The sequence below is a fragment of the Micromonospora sp. NPDC048842 genome (assembly GCF_040649935.1).
Lineage (GTDB): Bacteria > Actinomycetota > Actinomycetes > Mycobacteriales > Micromonosporaceae > Micromonospora > Micromonospora hortensis.
Map to the genome: position 1 here is coordinate 1 of NZ_JBEZGK010000045.1, position 21,610 is coordinate 21,610.

A 21,610-nucleotide genomic window follows, 5' to 3' on the forward strand; every position below is an offset into this window, starting at 1 on the left:
CTGCCTCCGACACGCGGGAGACAGCAACATCACTGATATTGCGCGGATCTTGACGACCAAACCGCCCGCAAGGAGACCGAAGCCCGGGTTTGGCCGCCCACGGCTACCAAGATCGCACTCGAACCAGGATGTAGTGGCCACGGACCGCCGGGAAGCCACTACAACCGGGATGTTGTGTGATCTTGCCGGCGACGGCGCGGACGCACGGGCGACAGGACGGCACGGACACAGCGGCACGGGCGCACGGCGGCACGGACCGCACGGCGGCACGGACCCACGGGCGCCGGGCGGCACGGACGCACGGGCTGGCAGGCAGCCTGGGCGGTCGCTCGGGGGTTGCTTCCCCTGTGAGGGGTTAGGCGTTGCGGGCCAGGTGAGTGGTGATCGCGGTGGCGAGGCGGTCGGGGGCGCCGTCCGCGTACCCGATGAAGAGCGACGGCTCGGTCAGCTCCAGCTCGACCAGGACCGGCTCGCCGTCAGGGCCGGGGATCAGGTCGACCCGGGCGTAGAGCAGCTGTCGGGTTCCGCCGGGCACCGTCGCGAGGGCCTGCTCGGCCACCGCCAACTGTTCGGGGCGAGCGGTGCGGGCGGTGATCTCTTCGGCCTTGTAGAGCCCGTCCGGGCCGAGGTCCGGCCCGGACAGCATCGGACCCTTGCGGATCGCGTGGCTGAACGCGAGCCCATGGGGGCCGGCCAGGAAGAGCAGGGCGGTCTCGCCCTCGGTGTCGACGGCCCGCAGGTACGGCTGGACCATGGTGACCCGGCCGGCCCCGGAGAGCCGGCGAACGTGTGCGGCGGCCAGGTCCCGGTGTTCCGGGTCGGCCAGGTCGTACCGGCCGGTGTCCTGGCTACCGGCGCTGACCGCGGGCTTGAGCACGTACTCGCCGGTCTCGGCGGGCAACTGCCAGCTCTCCCCCGGCTCGATCCACGACGTCGGCACGGTTGGCACGCCGGCGGCGCTCAGCTCGGCGAGGTAGCGCTTGTCGGTGTTCCAGCGGACCACGTCCGCCGGGTTGACCAGCGTCGGCACGGTGGCCGCCCAGGAAACGAACTCGTCGCGGCGTAGCGCGTAGTCCCAGGGTGAGCGGAGCACGACCAGGTCGTAGGACGACCAGTCGACGTCGGGGTCGTCCCAGATGGCGGCCTGGACGGCGATGCCACGGGCGGCGAGCGGGGCCAGGACCAGCCGGTCGTCCGGGTCGAGGTCGGCCAGGTCCGAGCAGGTGACGAGAGCGACCCGGGGTTCCCCCCGGGTCGACTGGTGATATGTGGTCAATTCAGCTGTCGGTTTCAGCGGGCCATCGTGCGCCGGGCCATCGACCGCCAGAGGTCGTTGCTCGGACGCATCTGGTCCATCAGTTCACGCTCCCAGGCGTTCTCGACGGTGACTCCCGCCTTGGCGCACGCCTCCCGGGCGGTGACGGTGTCGTCGGCGAACTGGTCGCCCCACTCGCCGTCGGAACCCACCAGGACGATCCGCGCGCCACGCTTGCCGACGTACTCGATGACCGCCTTCGCGCCGCCGTGTCCGGCCGCGAACGCCTTGAGGCCCGCGACCAGGCCTTGGGGCGTCTGCTCGCCGGCGGTCTGCTCGGCCGTCAGCGTCGTATCGGAACCATCTGCCATGACGCGAAGCCTAAGCAGAGTTGCACCCCGTGGGGCGAGAACCATGAACCTTTTGTGATGCCAATTACCTACAGGTTTAAGGACGACCACAGGTTGGCTGTCCGTTTATTTACCGACTTTTGCGCTCAAAGCACCTCGGTGAATCGGCAGTGAACCGCCCTAGGTTGAGCCGATCCGACTCATGCCGAAAGTTACTCTGATGTGACGTTAAACCCGGACAACTCATCCACGTCCATGATTAGTCAGTAGATCATCGGCGGCATTCGCCGTCGGGCCGAACCAAGGGACGATGACCGACGGACAGCGCGAGGGCCGACGAACCGAGCTGCGGCACGCAACGAAGCCGACAACCAGCGAAGCCGACAACCAGCGAAGCCGACGGACGGAAGCAGCCACGGACGGAGGCCTTCACATGGGACGCGAAGGGCAGTGCCGGGCCGTGCGGGACGGGTCAGATCAGCGCGTCGAGCGCGACGGCCACGAAGACGATCGTCAGGTACGTCGTCGACCAGTGGAACAGCCGCATCGGCTTGACCGCCTCGCCGCGCGTCGCGCGCCGGCAGAGCCGGTGTGCCTCGACCACGAAGATGGCACCCACCACCAGGGTCGGCACCCCGTAGATCGCGCTGAGCCCCAGCGGCCAGACGGCCAGGGAGGTGAGCACCGTGAGCCACGCGAAGATCAGGATCTCGGCGTTCACCCGGCGGATCGAGGCCACCACCGGCAGCATCGGGATGCCGGCCCGGGCGTAGTCGTCCTTGTACTTCATGGCGAGCGGGTAGAAGTGCGGCATCTGCCAGAAGAAGACCACAGCGAAGAGCCCCCAGGCGGCCGGCGCCAGCGAGCCGGTCACCGCGGCCCACCCGATCAGCACCGGCGCCGCCCCGCAGGCGCCGCCCCAGAAGGTGTTCGTCGGGGTGGAGCGCTTGAGCCACAGGGTGTAGACGAGGTCGTAGTAGGCGATCGCGGCGAGGGTCAGCCCGGCGGCCAGCAGGTTGGTGAACGCCGCCATCAGGGCCACCGACACCGCCGCCAGCACCAGACCGAAGATCAGCGCACTTCGCGGCGACACGGTGTGCGCCGGCAGCGGCCGACGCTTGGTACGCCGCATCAGCTGGTCGATGTCACGGTCGATGTAGCAGTTGAGGACGCTGGCCGCGCCGGCGGCGAGGGAGCCGCCGATCAGCACGATGGCCATCAGCCACAGCGACGGCAGCCCGCCCTCGGCGAGCATCATCGCCGGGATGGTGGTGACCAGCAGCAACTCGACGATCCGAGGCTTGGTGAGCGCCACGTACGCCGAGAGGACCGCGCGTACGTCCCGCCGGGCCACCGGGCCCTCGGCCGCCCGCGCCGGGTGAGGCCCGGCCGGGTTGCTCGCGGGGCGCTCGGTGATCATGCTCACGGATTGCCACCTTCCGGCATCGGGCACGGGGAGATCGGATTGGTCGGGACCGCTCGGGTCCGCATACCGCCCCACACACTACGCGTCGTCGTTTTGGCTGCCCGGCCGACCCGACAACGGTGCAGGCCGTCACACCACCGGGTTGAACCGAGCATCCGGATGGTCACGTAGCGCACACCATGCGCAGATCCCCGGGCGCACGTTTAGGGACGCTCGATAAGGTCATCGGTGAGGGTTCCGCCCATCTGCCGAGGAGCACAACCATCGTGGCTGTTAAACGACCCGAGCACTCCGCACTGAACTGGTCCGACCTCGATCGCCGGGCCGTAGACACCGTCCGCGTGCTGGCCATGGACGCCGTAGAGAAATCCGGCAACGGTCACCCGGGCACCGCGATGAGCCTCGCGCCCGCGGCGTACCTCCTCTTCAACCGCGTCATGCGGCACAACCCGGCCGACCCGAACTGGCCCGGCCGCGACCGGTTCGTTCTCTCCGCCGGGCACTCCAGCCTGACGCTCTACATCCAGCTGTTCCTCTCCGGCTACCCGCTGAGCCTGGACGACCTCAAGTCGCTGCGGCAGTGGGGTTCGCAGACGCCGGGGCACCCCGAGCACGGGCACACGCCAGGCGTGGAGACCACCACCGGTCCGCTCGGGCAGGGCCTGGGCAACGCCGTCGGCATGGCCATGGCGGCCCGCCGCGAGCGCGGCCTGTTCGACCCCGAGGCCGAGCTCGGCGCGTCCGTCTTCGACCACGACATCTGGTGCATCGTCTCCGACGGTGACATCGAGGAGGGCATCAGCCACGAGGCCAGCGCCCTCGCCGGGCACCAGCAGCTGGGCAACCTCACGGTGATCTACGACGACAACGAGATCTCCATCGAGGACGACACCAGGATCGCCAAGAGCGAGGACGTGGCCGCCCGCTACGAGGCGTACGGCTGGCACGTGCAGACCGTCGACTGGCGCAGCGGCGACGCCGACCAGGGCGACTACCACGAGGACGCGGAGGCGCTGTACGCGGCGCTGGTGGCCGCCAAGGCGGAGACCGCCCGCCCCTCCTTCATCGCGCTGCGCACCATCATCGGCTGGCCCGCGCCCAACAAGCAGAACACTGGCAAGATCCACGGTTCGGCGCTCGGCGCCGACGAGGTGAAGGCCACCAAGCGGATCCTCGACTTCGACCCGGAGCAGACCTTCCAGGTCGACGAGGAGGTGCTCAGCCACGCCCGCACGGTGATGGGCCGCGGCTCCGACGCCCAGCAGGAGTGGACCACCGCGTTCGACGCCTGGAAGAAGGCCAACCCGGAGCGCACCGCGCTCTACGAGCGGCTGGCTGGTCACGTACTCCCCGACGGCTGGACCGATGCGTTGCCGGTCTTCCCCGCGGACGCCAAGGGGGTGGCCACCCGGGCCGCCTCCGGCAAGGTGCTGGAAGCGCTCGCGCCGGTGCTCCCGGAGCTGTGGGGCGGCTCGGCCGACCTGGCCGAGAGCAACAACACCACGATGAAGGGCGAGCCGTCGTTCATCCCGGCCGCGCACGCCACCAAGGACTTCCCCGGCCACGAGTACGGCCGCACGCTGCACTTCGGCATCCGTGAGCACGCCATGGGCGCGATCCTCAACGGCATCGCCCTGCACGGTGGCACCCGCCCGTACGGCGGCACGTTCCTGGTCTTCAGCGACTACATGCGTCCGTCGGTGCGGCTGGCCGCGCTGATGAAGCTGCCGGTGACCTACGTCTGGACGCACGACTCGATCGGCCTCGGCGAGGACGGCCCGACCCACCAGCCGGTGGAGCACCTGACCGCGCTGCGCGCCATCCCGGGTCTGGACGTGGTCCGTCCGGCGGACGCCAACGAGACCGCCTGGGCCTGGCGGCAGGCGCTGGAGCACACCGACCGGCCGACCGCGCTGGCGCTGAGCCGTCAGCCGCTGCCGACCATGGACCGCGACGTCCTGGGCGGCGCGGAGGGCGTGGCCAAGGGCGGCTACGTGCTGGCCGAGGCGTCCAACGGCAAGCCTCAGGTGATCATCGTCGGCACCGGTTCCGAGGTGCAGCTCTGCCTGACCGCCCGGGAGCGGCTGGAGGCCGACGGCACCCCGACCCGGGTCGTCTCGATGCCCTGCCAGGAGTGGTTCTACGAGCAGGACGAGGCGTACCGGGAGTCGGTGCTCCCGCGCGGGGTAAAGGCACGGGTGAGCGTGGAGGCGGGCATCGCGATGTCCTGGCGCGGTGTCGTCGGTGACCTGGGCGAGAGCGTGAGCCTGGAGCACTACGGAGCGAGTGCCCCGCACACCGTGCTCTTCGAGCAGTTCGGGTTCACCCCCGACCGGATCGTGGCGGCAGCACACGCCTCGCTGGCCCGGGTGGGCGACATCACCGGTTTCACGACCGGCAACTGAGGGAGCGTGGATGGCATGACGGACAAGCTGAATGAGCTCACCGCCGCGGGTGTGGCGGTCTGGCTCGACGATCTTTCCCGGGTGCGTTTGAGCTCCGGCGGGCTGGACCAGCTGCGCCGCGAGAAGCACGTGGCCGGCGTCACCACCAACCCGACGATCTTCGCCAAGGCGCTGAGCGACGCCGACGAGTACAACTGGCAGCTGCGCGACCTCGCCACCCGTGGCATCGAGGTCGAGGAGTCGGTGCGCATGCTCACCACGTACGACGTGCGGTGGGCCTGCGACGTGATGCGCCCGTCGTACGACGGCAGCGACGGTGTCGACGGCCGGGTCTCCATCGAGGTGGACCCCCGGGTGGCGCACGACAGCGACCGGACGGTGGCCGAGGCCAAGGCCCTGTGGTGGCTGGTCGACCGCCCCAACCTCTTCATCAAGATCCCGGCCACCGAGGAGGGCCTGTCGGCGATCACCGACACGCTCGCCGAGGGGATCAGCGTCAACGTCACGCTGATCTTCGGTCTGGACCGCTACTCGGCGGTCATGGAGGCGTTCCTCGCCGGCCTGGAGCAGGCCAAGGCGAACGGCCACGACCTGTCGAAGATCGGCTCGGTGGCGTCGTTCTTCGTCTCCCGGGTCGACTCCGAGGTCGACAAGCGACTGGAGAAGGTCGGCTCCGACCAGGCGAAGGCACTCAAGGGCAAGGCCGCCGTCGCGAACGCGCAGCTGGCGTACGAGCGCTACACCGAGGTCTTCTCCTCGGACCGCTGGAAGGCGCTCGCCGCCGCCGGCGCGCACCCGCAGCGGCCGCTGTGGGCGTCCACCTCGACGAAGAACCCGGACTACCGGGACGTCATCTACGTCGAGGAGCTGATCGCTCCCGGCACTGTCAACACCATGCCGGAGTCGGTCATCCACGCGTACGCCGATCACGGCGAGACCCGCGGCGACACCATCACCGGCGCCTACGACGCGGCCCGGAAGGTGTTCGCCGACCTGGAGTCGGTCGGCGTGGACATGGACGACGTGATCGTCACCCTGGAGCGCGAGGGCGTGGAGAAGTTCGAGGCCAGCTGGCAGGAGCTTCTCGACGGGGTCCGCAAGTCCCTGGAGGCGGCGGCCAAGGGCAAGGGCGCCCCGAACAAGGCGGCCAAGGGCAACGCCAACGCCGCCGAGAAGGCCGGTGGCGCATGAGCGAGCGCAGCGAGCGAAGCGAGCGAAGCGGAGTGACGGCATGAGCGACCTTCTCGCCGGGCCGGTGGAGGCAGCCGCCGGGCTCGCCGTGTTCGGCGCGGACGCGGTCGACAAGGCCGCGCCCGCCTCGACCCGGGACGCGCTGGTCAAGGCCGGCGTCCCGGGCAAGCTGGCGGGCAAGGACGCGACCCTGTGGGGTCCGGACGCCGAGGCCGAGGCGAAGATCCGGCTGGGCTGGGTGGACACCCACCGGCGCAGCCGCGAGCTGCTCGCCCAGTTGGCCGAGCTGACAGCGGAACTGGCCGACCTGGATCACGTGGTGCTCGCCGGCATGGGCGGTTCGTCGCTCGCGCCCGAGGTGATCACCCGGACGCTGGGCCGCCCGTTGACAGTGCTGGACACCACCGACCCGGGCCAGGTCCGGGCGGCGCTCGGTGACCGGCTGGAGCGCACCGTCGTCGTGGTGGCCAGCAAGTCCGGGTCGACTGTGGAGACCGACAGCCACCGGCGCGCGTACTGGCAGGCGTTCCTGGACGCCGGGATGACCGAGGCGGAGGCCGGCCGGCACTTCGTCATCGTCACCGATCCGGGTTCGCCGCTGGAGGCCACAGCGGCCGAGATGGGCGCGTTCACAGTTCTCGCCGACCCGAACGTCGGCGGCCGGTACTCGGCGCTGACCGCGTTCGGCCTGGTGCCCTCGGCGCTGGCCGGGGTCGAGGTCGGGGAGCTGCTCGACCAGGCCGACGCGCTGGCCACGTCGCTCGGCGCGGACCAGAACAACCCGGCGCTGGCGCTGGGCGCCGCCCTGGGCGCCGCGGCCACGCTGGCCCGGGACAAGGTCGCCCTGGTCTCCGACGGCACCGGCATCGACGGGCTCGGTGACTGGGCCGAGCAGCTGATCGCCGAGTCGACCGGCAAGGCCGGGGTGGGCATCCTTCCGGTGGTGGTGGAGTCTCCGCAGAGCCCCGGCGCCACCGGCGCGGACGTGCTGACAGTCAGCTACGGCGGCGCGCTGGCCCCTGGTGACATGGCGGGCGGCGGGGCCAACCCGGACGTGGCCGTCAACGGCCCGCTGGGCGCGCAGTTCCTGGCCTGGGAATACGCCACAGCGGTGGCCGGCGTGGTGCTCGGCATCGACCCGTTCAACCAGCCGAACGTCACCGAGTCCAAGGAGAACACCAACAAGATCCTGGCCTCGGGCCTGCCGGCGGAGGCGCCGTCGTTCACCGAGGGCGCGATCGAGGTGTACGCCCCGCAGGGCGCCCCCGGGGACCTGGCCGGTGTGCTGCGTTGGCTGCTCGACGGGCTGGGCGACGACGGTTACCTCGCGGTGATGGCGTACCTCGACCGGTTCGCCGACGCCGACGCGGCCCGCCTGCGGTCGCTGCTGGCGCAGGCGGGTGGCCGGCCGGTCACCTTCGGCTGGGGTCCGCGGTTCCTGCACTCGACCGGCCAGTACCACAAGGGCGGCCCGCAGGTGGGCAGCTACCTCCAGGTGACCGGCGCGGTCGCCGAGGACCTCGCGGTGCCGGGCAAGCCGTACACCTTCGGTGAGTTGCAGGCGGCGCAGGCCGCCGGTGACCGGCAGGCTCTCGCCGGTCGGGAGCGGCCGGTGCTGCGGTTGCACCTGACCGATCGGGCCGCCGGCGTCGCCCAACTACTGAACGCGGCCGGTGATCTGCGGGCGTGAGGATGGACGACGTGACTGAAGCGGAAGCGAGGGGGCGCCGTGAGCGCGAGGAGTGAGTCGGGTTTGCGAGCCCCGCAGTCGCGAACCGACGATGGCTCGGTGAACCCGCTGCGCGACCCGCAGGACCGCCGGTTGCCCCGGATCCCGGAGCCCTGCGCTCTGGTGATCTTCGGGGTGACCGGCGACCTGGCCCGCAAGAAGCTGCTCCCTGCGGTCTACGACCTGGCCAACCGAGGGCTGTTGCCGCCGGGCTTCGTGGTGCTCGGTTTCGCGCGCCGCGACTGGGGTGACGGCGACTTCGAGACGTTGGCCTGCGAGGCTGCCCGCAAGCACGCCCGCACCCCGTGGCGGGACGAGGTGTGGGCGCGGCTGGCCGGCAACATCAAGTTCGTGGGTGGATCGTTCGACGACGACGACGCCTTCGACCAGCTCGCCTCGACGCTCGACGATCTGCGTCAGACCCACGGCATCGCCGGCAACGCGGCGTTCTACTTCTCCATCCCGCCGGCCGCGTTCCCGGTCGTACTCAAGCAACTGGCCCGCACCGGGATGGCCGACAACGAAAAGTCCGGCGGTTGGCGCCGGGTCGTGGTGGAGAAGCCGTTCGGCAACGACCTGCCCTCGGCGAAGGCGCTCAACGACCTCGTCGACGACGTGTTCACCCGGCAGGACGTCTTCCGGATCGACCACTACCTGGGCAAGGAGACGGTTCAGAACATCCTCGCCCTGCGGTTCGCCAACAACCTGTTCGAGCCGCTGTGGAACTCCAAGTACGTCGACTCGGTGCAGATCACCATGGCGGAGGACGTCGGCATCGGCACCCGCGCCGGCTTCTACGACACCGTCGGCACCGCCCGCGACGTGCTGCAGAACCACCTTCTCCAACTCCTCGCCCTGGTGGCGATGGAGGAGCCGACCAGCTTCGACGCCGACGAGATCAGGGCCGAGAAGCTGAAGGTGCTCAAGGCCATCACACTGCCCAAGGACGTGGCCCGGGACACCGTCCGCGGTCAGTACCTGCCGGGCTGGGTCGGCGGCGAACGCGCTGTCGGTTACCTGGATGAGCGGGACGTTCCCGCCGGCTCCACCACTGAGACGTACGTGGCGGTGCGGTTGGGCATCCAGAACCGCCGCTGGGCGGAGGTGCCGTTCTACATCCGCGCCGGTAAGCGGCTGCCCCGGCGGGTCACCGAGGTCGCCATCATGTTCAAGAAGGCGCCGCACCTGCCGTTCAACGACGCCGACATGGAGTCGCTGGGCAACAACCAGCTGGTCATCCGGGTGCAGCCGGACGAGGGCGTGGTGCTCAAGTTCGGCTCGAAGGTGCCGGGCACGACAATGGAGGTCCGCGACATCGCCATGGACTTCCAGTACGGCGAGGCGTTCACCGAGTCCAGCCCCGAGGCGTACGAGCGTCTGGTGCTGGACGTGCTGATCGGCGACCGCACCCTGTTCCCGGACGCGGCCGAGGTCGAGCAGAGCTGGCAGGTGATCGACCCGCTGGAGCACGCCTGGGAGGGCACCACCCCGGAGCCGTACCGGGCCGGCGAGTGGGGCCCTCGGGCCTCCGACGAGATGCTGGCCCGCGAGGGCCGCGCCTGGAGAAGAGCATGATCGGGCTGTGGGACACCACCGGCAACGAGGTGGTCAAGGCGCTCGCCGCCGAGCGGCGCAGCGCCGGCGGTGTGGCCAGCGGCATGGCGCTCACCCTCATCGTGGTCGTGGACGAGAAGCGGGTCCGGGAGGCGGAGGCCGCGGCGACCATCGCGGCCGCCGCGCACCCGTGTCGCCTCCTGGTGGTGGTCCGCTCGGAGATCGAGCGGGACCGCAACCGACTGGACGCGGAGATCGTGGTCGGTGGCCGGCTCGGCCCGTGCGAGGCGGTGGTCACCCGGATGTACGGCCGGTTGTCCCTGCACGCCGAGTCGGTGGTGATGCCGCTGCTCGTTCCCGACGTACCGGTTGTCACCTGGTGGCACGGCGAGCCGCCCGCGGAGATCGCCACCGACTTCCTCGGGGTGGTGGCCGACCGGAGGATCACCGACTCCGCGCAGGCCGCCGACCCGGTGGAGGCGCTGCGGCAGCGTGCCCGGGACTACGCCCCGGGCGACACCGACCTGGCGTGGACCCGGATCACCCCGTGGCGCACCCTGGTCGCCGGGGCGTTCGACACCACCAGCGCCAAGGTCACCGAGGCGACAATCGTCGCGCCTCCCACCGACCCGACGGCGGCGCTGATGGCCGGCTGGCTGTCCAGCCGGCTCGGCATCACCCCGCGCCGGGTGGACAGCGACGAGTTCCCTCGGATGCGGGAGGTGCAGCTCAGCTGCGCCAACGGCGACCAGTTGACGTTGAGCCGCGAGGACAGCATGGCCGTGTTCCGGCGGACCGGCCAGGACGACAGGGCCCTGCCGCTGGTGCGCCGCCCGCTCGGCGACGAGCTGGCCGAGGAGCTGCGCCGGCTGGACGCCGACCAGGTGTACGCGGAGGCGCTGGGCGCCACGGTCGGGCTGCGCGGGCTGGACCAGCGCCCCCCGCAGCGGGTCCACGTCTGGAAGGATCCGGCCACCGCGCAGCGCGCCGAGGCCGGGGTGACCGCGCACGTCGGCACGAGCGGCGAGGGCTGAGCCCATCCGGGGCACACCGTCGGGCAGGGCCGGTACGCACCGGCCCTGCCCCGCAATCTCCGGGGCTTTCGCCCCACCACCTCGGGCACACCGCCCCGGGCACGACAGCGACCGCCTCGCGGTCGGGAAACGAAGGCGCAACCATGAGTGAGGCGAGTGTCGCCGTCCACGCCGACGCCGACCTGCTGGCGCAGGCAGTGGCGGCCCGGTTGCTGGTGAAGCTGCTCGACGCCCAGGCCGACCGGGGCGAAGCCTCGGTGGTGCTCACCGGAGGTCGGGTCGCCGCGGCCGTGTACCGGGCGGTGGCGACGCTGCCGGCCCGCGACGCGGTGGACTGGTCCCGGGTCGACGTGTGGTGGGGCGACGAACGGTTCCTGCCCGCCGGTGATCCGGACCGCAACGAGACGCAGGCCCGGACGGCCCTGCTGGACGTGGTGCCACTGGATCCGGCCCGGGTGCACGCGATGCCGGCCTCGGACGGCCCGGCCGGCAACGACCCCGAGGCGGCGGCTGCCGCGTACGCGGAGGAGCTGGCCCGCGCCGCCCGGCCCGGGCACGCCACCCTGCCGCACTTCGACGTGCTGATGCTGGGCGTCGGCGAGGACGGCCACGTGGCCTCGGTCTTCCCCGAGCACCCGGTGGGCTACGAGACCCGGCCGGTGAGCGCGGTGCGGGGCAGCCCCAAACCGCCGCCGACGCGGACCACCCTCACCCTGCCGGCGATCAACACCGCCGAGGAGGTCTGGCTGGTGGCCGCCGGCGCCGACAAGGCTCGCGCTGTGGGTATGGCGTTGGCCGGCGCCGGGCCGGTGCAGTTGCCGGCGGCCGGCGTGCACGGCGTGAACCGCACCCGTTGGCTGCTGGACCGGGCGGCCGCAGCCGACGTACCCGTCCGACTGCGCAGCCTGCGCTGAGCGCGGGGAGGAACCCGCTACTCGCCGCGTCGACGGCGTAGTGCGGCGAGCGCCTCGGCGAGCAGGGCCTCCCCCTCCTCGGCGGTGCGTCGCTCCTTCACGTACGCCAGGTGGCTCTTGTACGGTTCGGCGCGAACGCGACCCGGCGGGTTCTGGGCGTCCCGACCGGCGGGTAGGCCACAGCGGGGGCAGTCCCACAGGGCTGGCGGGTCGACGTCCGCGGCGATCCGGATGTCGACCCGGTGGTCGTTACGGCACCAGTAGCTGACGTCCTGTCGGGGGGCGGGTTGGTGCCGCTCGTCCGGGCGCATCGGTGCGGACCCGACCCGGGCTCCCCGGATAACGTTGCCATTCGGCACGGCTGCTCGCTCCTGTCGTCGGAGGGGACCCGCCGTCTTCGGGGGTGGAGCGGCGGGCGACGCGGTGCAGCGGAGAAAAGCCTGCGCGCGGCCCGTCGAGTGACGAACCGCGCGCAGATTGTACGACTTACTGAGCCTGCTCAGGCGCCGCTGTTCATTTGGAGGCGCAGCCAGAGCCCGAGGCCGACGATGGCGGCGAACCAGACGACGCTCACCAGAACGGTGTAGCGGTCCAGGTTTTTCTCCGCGACCGAGGAGCCGGCAAGGCTGGAGCTGACGCCACCGCCGAACATGCTCGACAGACCGCCACCCTTGCCGCGGTGCAGCAGGATCAGCAGGGTGAGCAGAATGCTCGTGATGACCAGCAACACGATCAACGTGTATGCGAACCAGATCGGCATGGCTGGGGTCAGTTCCTCTCGTAGCGATCCTCGCCCGGTCTGATCGGGCACGGCGGCACCGACCGGCGGACGGGCGGTGTCAAGGATACCGAGCGATCAGCGGGCGAGGTGCTCCGGGAACCGGCAGATCTGAGCGAATTCCTCGGCGTCCAGGCTGGCGCCCCCCACAAGGCCCCCGTCCACGTCCGATTGGGCCATGATCGAGGCGATGTTGGACGCCTTGACCGAGCCGCCGTAGAGGACCCGAACCTGGTCGGCGGTCTCCTTGTCGAAGCGTTCCGCCAGTCGCTGACGCACCGCCCCGCAGACCTCCTGGGCGTCGTCCGGGGTCGCCGTCTTGCCCGTGCCGATCGCCCATACCGGCTCGTACGCGATGACGACCTGCCGCACCTGCTCGGGGGTGAGCCCGGCGAGGCCGCCGTCGAGCTGGTCGGAGCAGTGCGCCACGTGGGTGCCCTGCTCGCGGACGTCCAGCCCCTCCCCCACGCACAGGATCGGCGTCAGGCCGTGCGTGAGCGCCGCCTTGACCTTGGCGTTGACCAGCGCGTCGTCCTCGTTGTGGTAGGCCCGCCGCTCGGAGTGCCCGACCACCACGTACGTGCAGCCGAGCTTGGCCAGCAGCGGCCCGGAGATGTCCCCGGTGTACGCGCCGGACGCGTGCGGGGAGAGGTCCTGCGCGCCGTAACCGATGAGCAGTTTGTCCCCGTCCACAGCGGTCTGCACTGTGCGCAGGTCGGTGAAGGGCGGCAGCACTACCGTCTCGACGTCGGTGAGCTGCTTCTCGGTGAGGCTCGCCGCCAGCTTCTGCACCAGCAGGTTGGCCTCGAGGTGGTTGAGGTTCATCTTCCAGTTGCCGGCCATCAGCGGCCGGCGGGTGGTGCTCGACATTCAGTTCTCCAGGGCCGCGATGCCGGGGAGGGTCTTGCCCTCGAGGTATTCCAGGGAGGCGCCACCACCGGTGGAGATGTGCCCGAAGGACGACTCGTCCAGCCCCAGGGCACGGACCGCCGCCGCCGAGTCACCGCCGCCGACGACGCTGAACGCGTCGGCCTTGGTGATCGCCTCGGCGATCCCCCGGGTGCCCGCCGCGAAGGCCGGCATCTCGAACACGCCCATCGGGCCGTTCCAGAAGATCGTCTTCGCCTGGGACAGCGCGGCGCTGAAGCCGGCCACCGTCTCCGGGCCGACATCCAGGCCGAGCCGGTGGCTCGGGATGCCGTCGACCCGCACCGTGTCGTGCGCCGCGTCCGGAGCGAACGCGTCCGCCACCACCACGTCGACCGGCAGCATGATCTTGCCGCCGGACCGCTCCAGCAGGTTGCGGCAGGTGTCGACCATGTCCTTCTCCAGCAGCGAGGTGCCCACCTCCAGGCCCTGGGCCTTGAGGAAGGTGAAGCACATCCCGCCACCGATGAGCAGCCGGTCGACAGTCGGCAGCAGAGCCTCGATCACGGCGAGCTTGTCGGACACCTTCGACCCACCGAGCACCACCACGTACGGGCGCTCGGGGTCACCGGTGAGCTTGGAGAGCACCTCGACCTCACGCAGCACCAGCCGGCCCGCGACGTGCGGCAACCGGGCCGGCACGTCGAAGACACTGGCGTGCTTGCGGTGCACGGCACCGAACGCGTCGTCCACGTACGCGTCGCCGAACGCGGCGAGCTGGTCGGCGAAGGCCCCCCGCTCGGCCTCGTCCTTGCTGGTCTCACCGGCGTTGAAACGCAGGTTCTCCAGAAGGGCGACCTGGCCGTCGGCCAGGTCGGCGACGGTGGCGCGGGCGGAGTCACCGACGGTGTCGGTGGCGAAGTGGACCGGCGCGCCGAGCAGCTCACCGAGCCGCCCCGCGACCGGGCCGAGGCTGAACTGCGGGTCCGGAGCGCCCTTCGGGCGGCCCAGGTGCGAGCAGACGACAACCTTCGCGCCGGCCTCGACCAGTGCGCCGAGGGTCGGCAGCACCGCGCGGATCCGACCATCGTCAGTGATGGCACCGGTCTGCTTGTCGAGCGGGACGTTCAGGTCGGCGCGCACCAGCACGCGCCGACCCGACACCCCCTCGGCGAGCAGATCGTCGAGGGTCCGGATGCTCACAGCGACGAACCGACCAGCTTGACGAGGTCGACGAGCCGGTTGGAGTAGCCCCACTCGTTGTCGTACCAGCCGACGACCTTGACCTGGTTGCCGACGACCTTGGTCAGCGGCGCGTCGAAGATGCACGACGCCGGGTCGGTCACGATGTCGCTGGAGACGATCGGGTCCTCGTTGTAGACCAGGATGCCCTTGAGTGGGCCATCCGCGGCGGCCTTCAGCGCGGCGTTGACCTCGTCCACTGTGGTCTCGCGACCCACGTTGACGGTGAGGTCGGTGACCGAGCCGGTCGGGATCGGCACCCGCAGGGCGTACCCGTCGAGCTTGCCCTTGAGGTCCGGCAGGACCAGGCCGATCGCCTTGGCGGCGCCGGTCGAGGTCGGCACGATGTTCAGCGCGGCGGCCCGGGCACGACGCAGGTCCGAGTGCGGCGCGTCCTGGAGGTTCTGGTCCTGGGTGTACGCGTGGATCGTCGTCATCAGACCGTGCTGGATGCCGAACGTGTCGTGCAGGACCTTCGCCATCGGGGCGAGGCAGTTGGTGGTGCACGAGGCGTTGGAGATGATGGTGTGCTTCGCCGGGTCGTAGGTGTCGTGGTTGACACCCATGACGACGGTGACGTCCTCGTTCTTCGCCGGGGCGGAGATGATGACCTTCTTGGCCCCGCCGTCGACGTGCGCCTTGGCCTTGGTGGCGTCGGTGAAGAAGCCGGTCGACTCGATGACGACGTCGGCGCCGACCTCGCCCCACGGCAGCTTCGACGGGTCCTTCTCGGCGTACGCCTTGATGGTCTTGCCACCGACGGTGATCTCGTCGGCGGTGGCCTTGACCTCGTACGGCAGGCGACCGAGGATGCTGTCGTACTTGAGCAGGTGGGCGAGCGTGGCGTTGTCGGTCAGGTCGTTCACCGCCACGACCTCGATGTCGGCGTCAGACGCCAGCACTGCCCGGAAGAAGTTACGGCCGATTCGGCCAAAGCCGTTGATGCCAACCCGGATGGTCACAGGTCCCATCTCCTCGCGTTCTGGTCCGCCGGCTTCAGACAACGGGCCGGCGGGAATGGTGTGCGCCGACCGTTGGAGCCGGCCGTCGACGGTTCATCTCGGCCACCCCGCCGCGCGGTCTGAGGACCTGACCGCCCGAGGCGGTGGGGCACGACGAGGAGTGCCGGTGTCGGCCCCCTTGCCGTACGCAGCGACCCTATCCGAGCGTGCGAGACCACGCTGCGCCGGGTAGTGCTCCCGGGCGCACCGTGCGGCCCCACCGTCCTATCAGACCACGAGCATGTCGGGCGTGACGGCTGCTTCCGTATCCGGGATGCCAAGGTCGCGGGCCCGCTTGTCGGCCAGCGCCAGGAGCCGGCGGATCCGCCCCGCGATGGCGTCCTTGGTCAGCGGAGGGTCGGCCAGGGCCCCCAACTCCTCCAGCGACGCCTGCCGGTGCTCCAGACGCAGCCGACCGGCGTCGGTCAGGTGGTTGGGCGCCTCGTCGGCGAGGATCTCCAGCGCACGGGTGACCCGGGCGGCCGCGGCGACCGCCGCCCGCGCCGAACGCCGCAGGTTGGCGTCGTCGAAGTTGGCGAGCCGGTTGGCGGTGGCCCGTACCTCGCGGCGTACCCGGCGCTCCTCCCAGGCCAGCACGCTGGAGTGCGCGCCGATCCGGGTGAGCAGCGCGGCGATCGCGTCACCATCCTTGACGACCACCCGGTCCACCCCGCGTACCTCGCGGTTCTTCGCTGTGATGCCGATGCGACGGGCCGCGCCGACCAGCGCCAGCGCCGACTCCGGCCCCGGGCAGGTGATCTCCAACGCGCTGGAGCGGCCCGGCTCGGTGAGCGAGCCGTGGGCCATGAACGCGCCCCGCCACGCGGAGACCGCGCAGCAGACGTTGGCCGCCACCACGTGCGGGGGCAGCCCACGCACCGGGCGACCCCGCACGTCGAGCAGGCCGGTCTGCCGCGCCAGGGCCTCGCCGTCCTTGACCACCCGCACGATGAAGTGGCTGCCCTTGCGCAGCCCACCGGAAGCCAGCACGTGGATCTCGCTGGGGTAGCCGTAGACCTCGGCGATCTCCCGGCGCAGCCGCCGGGCCACCGCCCCGGTGTCCAGTTCAGCCTCCACCACCACGCGGCCGGAAACGATGTGCAGCCCGCCAGCGAAGCGCAGCAGCGCGGCCATCTCCGCCCGCCGACAGCAGGGTTTGGGCACGTCGACCCGACTCAGCTCGTCCTTGACCGCGGCCGTCATCGCCATTGTGCGTCCCCTCACGGACCTGTTCCGGCGTGTCGCCGGAGATTACGTACGTGTCTAACGATCGGCGCCCAGGACAGGCACCAGCGCGGCGCCCAGGGCAGCCGGATCATGGCGGGGAGTCCCGTCGACAACGGCGACGGGGGCGAGGACCAGGCGGGCACCCAGCGATTCTGCCGCACGTTCGACCGGTTCGGGGTCACCCACCGCCTTGGCATCGGCGAGCACAAGATCGACCTTGAGTTCGGGCAGGTACCAGTGCAGCGCCGCGAGATGATCGGCGACGGAGAGCCCGAGGGTCTCCTTCTCCGCGGCGAGGTTCAGCGTGACCAGCCGCCGGGCCGAGGTGGACACGATCGCGTCGGCCAACTGCGGCACCAGCAGGTGCGGAAGCACACTCGTGTACCAGCTGCCCGGCCCGAAGATCAACCAATCAGCCGCCCGGATCGCCTCGATGGCCTCGGCGCACGCAGGTGGGGCGCTCGGCGTAAGGCGCAACGACTCGACCCGCCCGGTGGTGACGGCCACCTGGTGCTGGCCACTGACCGTGCGCACCTCGTCGGGGGCGGCCGGGTCGGCACCGCGTACCCGCGCCTCGATCCCGACCGGTTGACGGGACATCGGCAACACCCGGCCCACAGCGCCGAGCATCGCGCCGGCGTGCTCCAACGCGGCCACCGGGTCGCCGAGCAGCTCCATGAGGCCGCAGAGCACCAGGTTGCCCACGGCGTGCCCGGTCAGACCGTCGGTGCCGGCCGACGCCCCGTCGGTGCCGCGCGGGGCTGTGTCGGTGCCGCGCGGGGCCGCGCCGTCCCGGTCCGGGTCGCCCGCCGCCGGGCCTGGGCCGGTCGCGGCGGGCCCGGGTACGCCCACCGGTGCGGCGGCGAAGCGGTGCTGGAACAGCCCGGCGCTGCGCCTGGTGGCCGGGTGGTCCCCGGCCAACGCCACCAGCGCCTGGCGCAGATCTCCCGGCGGCAGGCCACCCCGCTCGGCCCGCAGCCGGCCACTGGAGCCGCCGTCGTCACCCACAGTGACAACCGCTGTGATGTCGAGGTCGAGTTCGGGAGCGCAGTGGCGCAGCGCCCGCAACGAGGCGGACAGGCCGTGCCCGCCGCCGAACGCCACCACCCGCCGGGCCGTCATTCCCGCCCCAGGTCGCGGTGCTGGGCGTTCGCCGCCAACCCGGAGTGACGTAGCCGGCTGGCCAACTCCTCGGCGATGGCCACGCTGCGGTGCTTGCCGCCGGTACAGCCCACGGCGACGGTGAGGTACCGCTTACCCTCCCGCTCGAAGCCGGTCGTGGTGGCGTTGACCAGGTCGGCGTACGAGGCGACGAAGGCGTCCGCGCCCTCCTGGCCCAGCACGTACGCGCTGACCGCCTCCTCCCGCCCGGTGTGCTCCCGCAGCTCCGGCACCCAGTACGGGTTGGGCAGGAACCGGGCGTCCAACACGAAGTCGGCGTCCGGCGGCAGGCCGTACTTGAAGCCGAACGACAACACCGTGAGCCGCAGCCGGCGGGCGTCCTCGCCGCCGAACAGCTCCTCGATGCGGCGCCGGAGCTGGTTGACGTTCAGGTGGCTGGTGTCGATGATCACGTCGGCCTGGTCACGGGCCTCCTCCAGCAGGCCGCGCTCCACGGCGATGCCGTCGGCCAGCCGCCCGTCACCCTGCAACGGATGCGAACGCCGAACGCTCTCGAACCGCCGGATCAACACCTCGTCGTCGGCGTCGACGAAGACCACCCGGGGCGAGAATCCGCGCTCCTTGAGCTCCCGGATCGCCCCGGCCAGGTCGGTGGAGAAGGCCCGCGACCGCACGTCAAGCACCATTGCGGTACGCCGGGCCGCGCCGCCCGCCTTGAAGGCCAGCTCGGCCATGTCCAGCATCAGGGCCTGCGGCAGGTTGTCCACGACGTAGTAACCGACGTTCTCCAACGCCCGGGCCACGGTGCTGCGGCCACCCCCGGAGAGGCCGGTGACCACCACGAGGGTGGTCTCCGACTCAGCCGCCATCTGCTCGTCATCGGCATCCGGGCCGTCGATCCGGTCACCGGCTGTGCGCGCCTCGCTCACCCGTACCCCCAAGCCGTGGCGCCGCGGCCGCCCTCGGCCGCGATTGGTCAATCAGCGACTCTATCCCGCCACCGGGTCGCGGCCCGGCACCCGTGGCCGGACGGCTGCCGCGGACCATGTCGAGGGTCGCCCTCCCGACAGCGCGCAGGCTTGATGACGATCAGTAGTTGTCAATACGCTCAAAGTGATCGTCGCAGGTCAGACCGACATCTGGAGGGTGCGATGCACGACCTGGCGGACAAGAACAAGTACGTCGGCTTCCTGTTCATGCGAATCAGCCCCGAGTACTTCGCCCTCGGTCGCGAGGGCATCCACGAGATCTCCGCCGAGCACGCCCGCGACCTGGGCCGCTTCGCCAAGCAGCTCACCCACGTCGTCTGCACCGGGGTGAACGGCAAGTACGACCAGGTCACCATGGTCGAGGCTGACACCCTCGAGGAGATCAACGCGGCGGCCACCGCCTTCCGCATGGGTAACAAGGCCCGCTACATCGAGATCGTCGACATCGTGGTCGGAATGAAGGCCCCGCCGCGCGGCCTGGCAAACCGGTCCAGCCAGCCCGGCTGACCGCCTCGCCCGTCCGGCCCACCCGACCCGGGTGCGCCGGGCGGGCGCTGTCGGCGTCGGCTCGTAGACTCCCCGGATGGCTTCTCCCACCGACCTGCGTACCGCCTCCGACGCCCTGGACGTGCTGGGCCGGGTCTTCGGCTACGACGCGTTCCGTGGTTTCCAGCAGGACGTGATCAACCATGTGGTCGCTGGCGGCGACGCGCTGGTGTTGATGCCCACCGGTGGCGGCAAGTCCCTGTGCTACCAGATCCCGGCCCTCGTCCGCGACGGAGTCGCCGTCGTCGTGTCCCCGCTGATCGCGCTCATGCAGGACCAGGTGGATGCCCTCACCGCGGTCGGCGTACGCGCCGGGTTCCTCAACTCGACCCAGACCCTGGACGCCCGACGGCGGGTGGAGGCCGCCTTCGTCGCCGGCGAACTGGACCTGCTCTACCTGGCCCCGGAGGCGCTCGGCGTCCGATCCACCCTCGCCCTGCTCGACCGGGGCCGCATCTCCCTGTTCGCGATCGACGAGGCGCACTGCGTGTCCCAGTGGGGGCACGACTTCCGCCCCGACTATCTCGCCCTCTCGATGCTGCACGAACGCTGGCCGCAGGTGCCCCGCATCGCCCTGACCGCCACCGCGACCAGCGCCACCCGCACCGAGATCGCGACCCGGCTCAACCTCGACGACGCCCGGCACTTCGTGGCCAGCTTCGACCGGCCCAACATCCAGTACCGGATCGTGCCCAAACGCGAGCCCCGCAAGCAGTTGCTGACCCTGCTGCGCGACGAGCACCCCGGCGACGCCGGCATCGTCTACTGCCTGTCCCGGGCCTCGGTCGACAAGACGGCGGAGTTCCTCACCGCCAACGGGGTCGCCGCGCTGCCCTACCACGCGGGGCTGGACGCGGGCACCCGCGCCCGCAACCAGCAGCGCTTCCTACGGGAAGACGGCCTGGTCATGGTCGCCACCATCGCCTTCGGCATGGGCATCGACAAGCCCGACGTGCGGTTCGTCGCCCACCTCGACCTGCCCAAGTCCGTCGAGGGCTACTACCAGGAGACCGGCCGCGCCGGCCGTGACGGCCTGCCGTCCACCGCCTGGCTGGCGTACGGGCTTCAGGACGTGGTCCAGCAACGCAAGATGATCGAGACGTCCGACGGCGACCTCGCCCACCGCCGCAACCTGGCCGCGCACTTGGACGCGATGCTCGCCCTCTGCGAGACGGTGCGCTGCCGGCGGGTCCAACTGCTCGAATACTTCGGCGAGACGACGACGGCCGCCTGCGGCAACTGCGACACCTGCCTCACCCCACCGGAGACCTGGGACGGCACCGTCGCCGCCCAGAAGTTGCTCTCCGCCGTCTTCCGCCTCGACCGCGAACGCAACCAGCGCTTCGGCGCCGGGCACTGCATCGACATCCTGCTCGGCAAGCCGACCGACAAGATCAGTCAGTACGGTCACGACTCGCTGACCGTCTTCGGGATCGGCTCCGAGCTCAGCGAGGCCGAGTGGCGGGGCGTGGTCCGGCAACTGCTCGCCGAAGGGCTCCTCGCCGTGGAGGGCGACTACGGCACGCTGGCGCTGACCGAGGCGAGCGCCGACGTCCTCACCCGCCGCCGTACGGTCACCATGCGCCGCGAGCCGGAGAAGCCCGCGTCGAGCCGCTCATCGAAGCCGCGCGGCGCGTCCACAGTCGTGGCCGAGCTGACCCCGGCCGCCGCGTCGCTGTTCGAGCGGCTGCGGGCCTGGCGTGCGGTCACCGCCAAGGAGCAGGGCGTCCCGGCGTACGTCATCTTCCACGACGCCACACTGCGTCAGATCGCCAGCGACGCGCCCAGCACACTGGCCGACCTGTCCCGGGTCAGCGGAGTAGGCGAGAACAAACTCGCCAAGTACGGCGAGCAGATCCTGACCGTCCTCACCGCCGACTGAGCTCATGGCGAAGGGCCGGGCCCCGTGGTGGGGTCCGGCCCTTCGGCATGTGGTGGGGGTCAGCTGGTGGCGTAGCCGCGGGTGGCGATCCAGTCGGC

Annotated in this window: 19 protein-coding genes; 8 read left to right on the forward strand and 11 right to left on the reverse strand. The window is 70.9% G+C overall.

Annotation, left to right across the window (positions count from 1 at the left end; all coding sequences use genetic code 11):
• Window positions 1-355: 355 nt before the first annotated feature.
• From AB0C19_RS33020 to AB0C19_RS33030, 3 genes are all read right to left on the reverse strand, one after another.
• Entirely contained in the window at window positions 356-1,276 is a 921-nt protein-coding gene (locus AB0C19_RS33020) for a hypothetical protein (RefSeq protein WP_357191767.1), read from the reverse strand.
• Between the two features lie 14 nt (window positions 1,277-1,290).
• Window positions 1,291-1,626 (reverse strand): hypothetical protein, encoded by a 336-nt coding sequence (locus AB0C19_RS33025; RefSeq protein ID WP_088949242.1) that lies wholly within the window; start codon window positions 1,624-1,626, stop codon window positions 1,291-1,293.
• 451 nt (window positions 1,627-2,077) lie between these two features.
• On the reverse strand, window positions 2,078-3,031 hold the full coding sequence (locus AB0C19_RS33030; protein ID WP_112677042.1) for a heme o synthase: 954 nt from the start codon (window positions 3,029-3,031) through the stop codon (window positions 2,078-2,080).
• A gap of 266 nt (window positions 3,032-3,297) precedes the next feature.
• Between AB0C19_RS33030 and tkt the strand changes: the two genes are divergently transcribed.
• From tkt to pgl, 6 genes are all read left to right on the forward strand, one after another.
• On the forward strand, window positions 3,298-5,436 hold the full coding sequence (gene tkt, locus AB0C19_RS33035; RefSeq protein ID WP_357191770.1) for a transketolase: 2,139 nt from the start codon (window positions 3,298-3,300) through the stop codon (window positions 5,434-5,436).
• 15 nt (window positions 5,437-5,451) lie between these two features.
• Entirely contained in the window at window positions 5,452-6,627 is a 1,176-nt protein-coding gene (tal, locus tag AB0C19_RS33040) for a transaldolase (RefSeq protein WP_357191773.1), read from the forward strand.
• A gap of 40 nt (window positions 6,628-6,667) precedes the next feature.
• Window positions 6,668-8,317: a glucose-6-phosphate isomerase gene (locus AB0C19_RS33045; protein ID WP_357191775.1), complete on the forward strand. Its 1,650-nt coding sequence runs from the start codon at window positions 6,668-6,670 to the stop codon at window positions 8,315-8,317.
• 99 nt (window positions 8,318-8,416) lie between these two features.
• A complete protein-coding gene (zwf, locus tag AB0C19_RS33050; RefSeq protein WP_357191777.1) occupies window positions 8,417-9,931 on the forward strand; it encodes a glucose-6-phosphate dehydrogenase in 1,515 nt (504 codons plus the stop codon).
• Window positions 9,928-10,944, forward strand: coding sequence for a glucose-6-phosphate dehydrogenase assembly protein OpcA (locus tag AB0C19_RS33055; RefSeq protein ID WP_357191779.1), 1,017 nt, complete (start codon window positions 9,928-9,930; stop codon window positions 10,942-10,944). Before zwf ends, AB0C19_RS33055 begins: the two co-directional genes overlap by 4 nt.
• Window positions 10,945-11,087: 143 nt before the next feature.
• Complete coding sequence (gene pgl, locus AB0C19_RS33060; protein WP_357191781.1) at window positions 11,088-11,858, forward strand: 6-phosphogluconolactonase; 771 nt, start codon at window positions 11,088-11,090, stop codon at window positions 11,856-11,858.
• A 17-nt stretch (window positions 11,859-11,875) separates the two neighbouring features.
• Here the strand turns inward: pgl and AB0C19_RS33065 are convergent, their stop codons facing one another.
• The 8 genes from AB0C19_RS33065 to rapZ all read right to left on the reverse strand — a co-directional run bounded on the left by AB0C19_RS33065 (window position 11,876) and on the right by rapZ (window position 18,964).
• The gene (locus AB0C19_RS33065; protein ID WP_357191783.1) at window positions 11,876-12,217 is read right to left on the reverse strand and encodes an RNA polymerase-binding protein RbpA; all 342 of its coding nucleotides are present in this window, start codon (window positions 12,215-12,217) and stop codon (window positions 11,876-11,878) included.
• A 140-nt stretch (window positions 12,218-12,357) separates the two neighbouring features.
• A complete protein-coding gene (gene secG, locus AB0C19_RS33070; RefSeq protein WP_030337344.1) occupies window positions 12,358-12,618 on the reverse strand; it encodes a preprotein translocase subunit SecG in 261 nt (86 codons plus the stop codon).
• Window positions 12,619-12,714: 96 nt separating this feature from the next.
• A complete protein-coding gene (tpiA, locus tag AB0C19_RS33075; protein ID WP_357191785.1) occupies window positions 12,715-13,506 on the reverse strand; it encodes a triose-phosphate isomerase in 792 nt (263 codons plus the stop codon).
• Window positions 13,507-14,706, reverse strand: a complete 1,200-nt coding sequence (locus AB0C19_RS33080) for a phosphoglycerate kinase (protein ID WP_357191787.1) — start codon at window positions 14,704-14,706, stop codon at window positions 13,507-13,509.
• Window positions 14,703-15,707 (reverse strand): type I glyceraldehyde-3-phosphate dehydrogenase, encoded by a 1,005-nt coding sequence (gene gap, locus AB0C19_RS33085; protein ID WP_238649250.1) that lies wholly within the window; start codon window positions 15,705-15,707, stop codon window positions 14,703-14,705. The genes AB0C19_RS33080 and gap overlap by 4 nt, the downstream gene beginning before the upstream one ends.
• A 267-nt stretch (window positions 15,708-15,974) precedes the next feature.
• Window positions 15,975-16,955 (reverse strand): DNA-binding protein WhiA, encoded by a 981-nt coding sequence (gene whiA / locus AB0C19_RS33090; protein ID WP_030337350.1) that lies wholly within the window; start codon window positions 16,953-16,955, stop codon window positions 15,975-15,977.
• A gap of 54 nt (window positions 16,956-17,009) precedes the next feature.
• Window positions 17,010-18,095: a 2-phospho-L-lactate transferase CofD family protein gene (locus AB0C19_RS33095; protein WP_357191790.1), complete on the reverse strand. Its 1,086-nt coding sequence runs from the start codon at window positions 18,093-18,095 to the stop codon at window positions 17,010-17,012.
• Window positions 18,092-18,964, reverse strand: coding sequence for an RNase adapter RapZ (rapZ, locus tag AB0C19_RS33100; protein ID WP_210785016.1), 873 nt, complete (start codon window positions 18,962-18,964; stop codon window positions 18,092-18,094). The genes AB0C19_RS33095 and rapZ overlap by 4 nt, the downstream gene beginning before the upstream one ends.
• Window positions 18,965-19,246: 282 nt before the next feature.
• On the opposite strand from rapZ, the gene AB0C19_RS33105 reads away from it, so the two are divergent.
• Complete coding sequence (locus tag AB0C19_RS33105) at window positions 19,247-19,591, forward strand: hypothetical protein (protein ID WP_091403656.1); 345 nt, start codon at window positions 19,247-19,249, stop codon at window positions 19,589-19,591.
• A 76-nt stretch (window positions 19,592-19,667) separates the two neighbouring features.
• Window positions 19,668-21,512, forward strand: coding sequence for a DNA helicase RecQ (recQ, locus tag AB0C19_RS33110; RefSeq protein WP_357191793.1), 1,845 nt, complete (start codon window positions 19,668-19,670; stop codon window positions 21,510-21,512).
• Window positions 21,513-21,610: the final 98 nt, after the last annotated feature.

Coding starts and splice junctions, on each gene's coding strand:
- AB0C19_RS33025 (WP_088949242.1), bottom strand. CDS start 1,626: ATGGCAGATGGTTCCGATACGACGCTGACGGCCGAGCAGACCGCCGGC.
- tal (WP_357191773.1), top strand. CDS start 5,452: ATGACGGACAAGCTGAATGAGCTCACCGCCGCGGGTGTGGCGGTCTGG.
- AB0C19_RS33045 (WP_357191775.1), top strand. CDS start 6,668: ATGAGCGACCTTCTCGCCGGGCCGGTGGAGGCAGCCGCCGGGCTCGCC.
- AB0C19_RS33055 (WP_357191779.1), top strand. CDS start 9,928: ATGATCGGGCTGTGGGACACCACCGGCAACGAGGTGGTCAAGGCGCTC.
- pgl (WP_357191781.1), top strand. CDS start 11,088: ATGAGTGAGGCGAGTGTCGCCGTCCACGCCGACGCCGACCTGCTGGCG.
- secG (WP_030337344.1), bottom strand. CDS start 12,618: ATGCCGATCTGGTTCGCATACACGTTGATCGTGTTGCTGGTCATCACG.
- tpiA (WP_357191785.1), bottom strand. CDS start 13,506: ATGTCGAGCACCACCCGCCGGCCGCTGATGGCCGGCAACTGGAAGATG.
- whiA (WP_030337350.1), bottom strand. CDS start 16,955: ATGGCGATGACGGCCGCGGTCAAGGACGAGCTGAGTCGGGTCGACGTG.
- AB0C19_RS33095 (WP_357191790.1), bottom strand. CDS start 18,095: ATGACGGCCCGGCGGGTGGTGGCGTTCGGCGGCGGGCACGGCCTGTCC.
- rapZ (WP_210785016.1), bottom strand. CDS start 18,964: ATGGCGGCTGAGTCGGAGACCACCCTCGTGGTGGTCACCGGCCTCTCC.
- AB0C19_RS33105 (WP_091403656.1), top strand. CDS start 19,247: ATGCACGACCTGGCGGACAAGAACAAGTACGTCGGCTTCCTGTTCATG.
- recQ (WP_357191793.1), top strand. CDS start 19,668: ATGGCTTCTCCCACCGACCTGCGTACCGCCTCCGACGCCCTGGACGTG.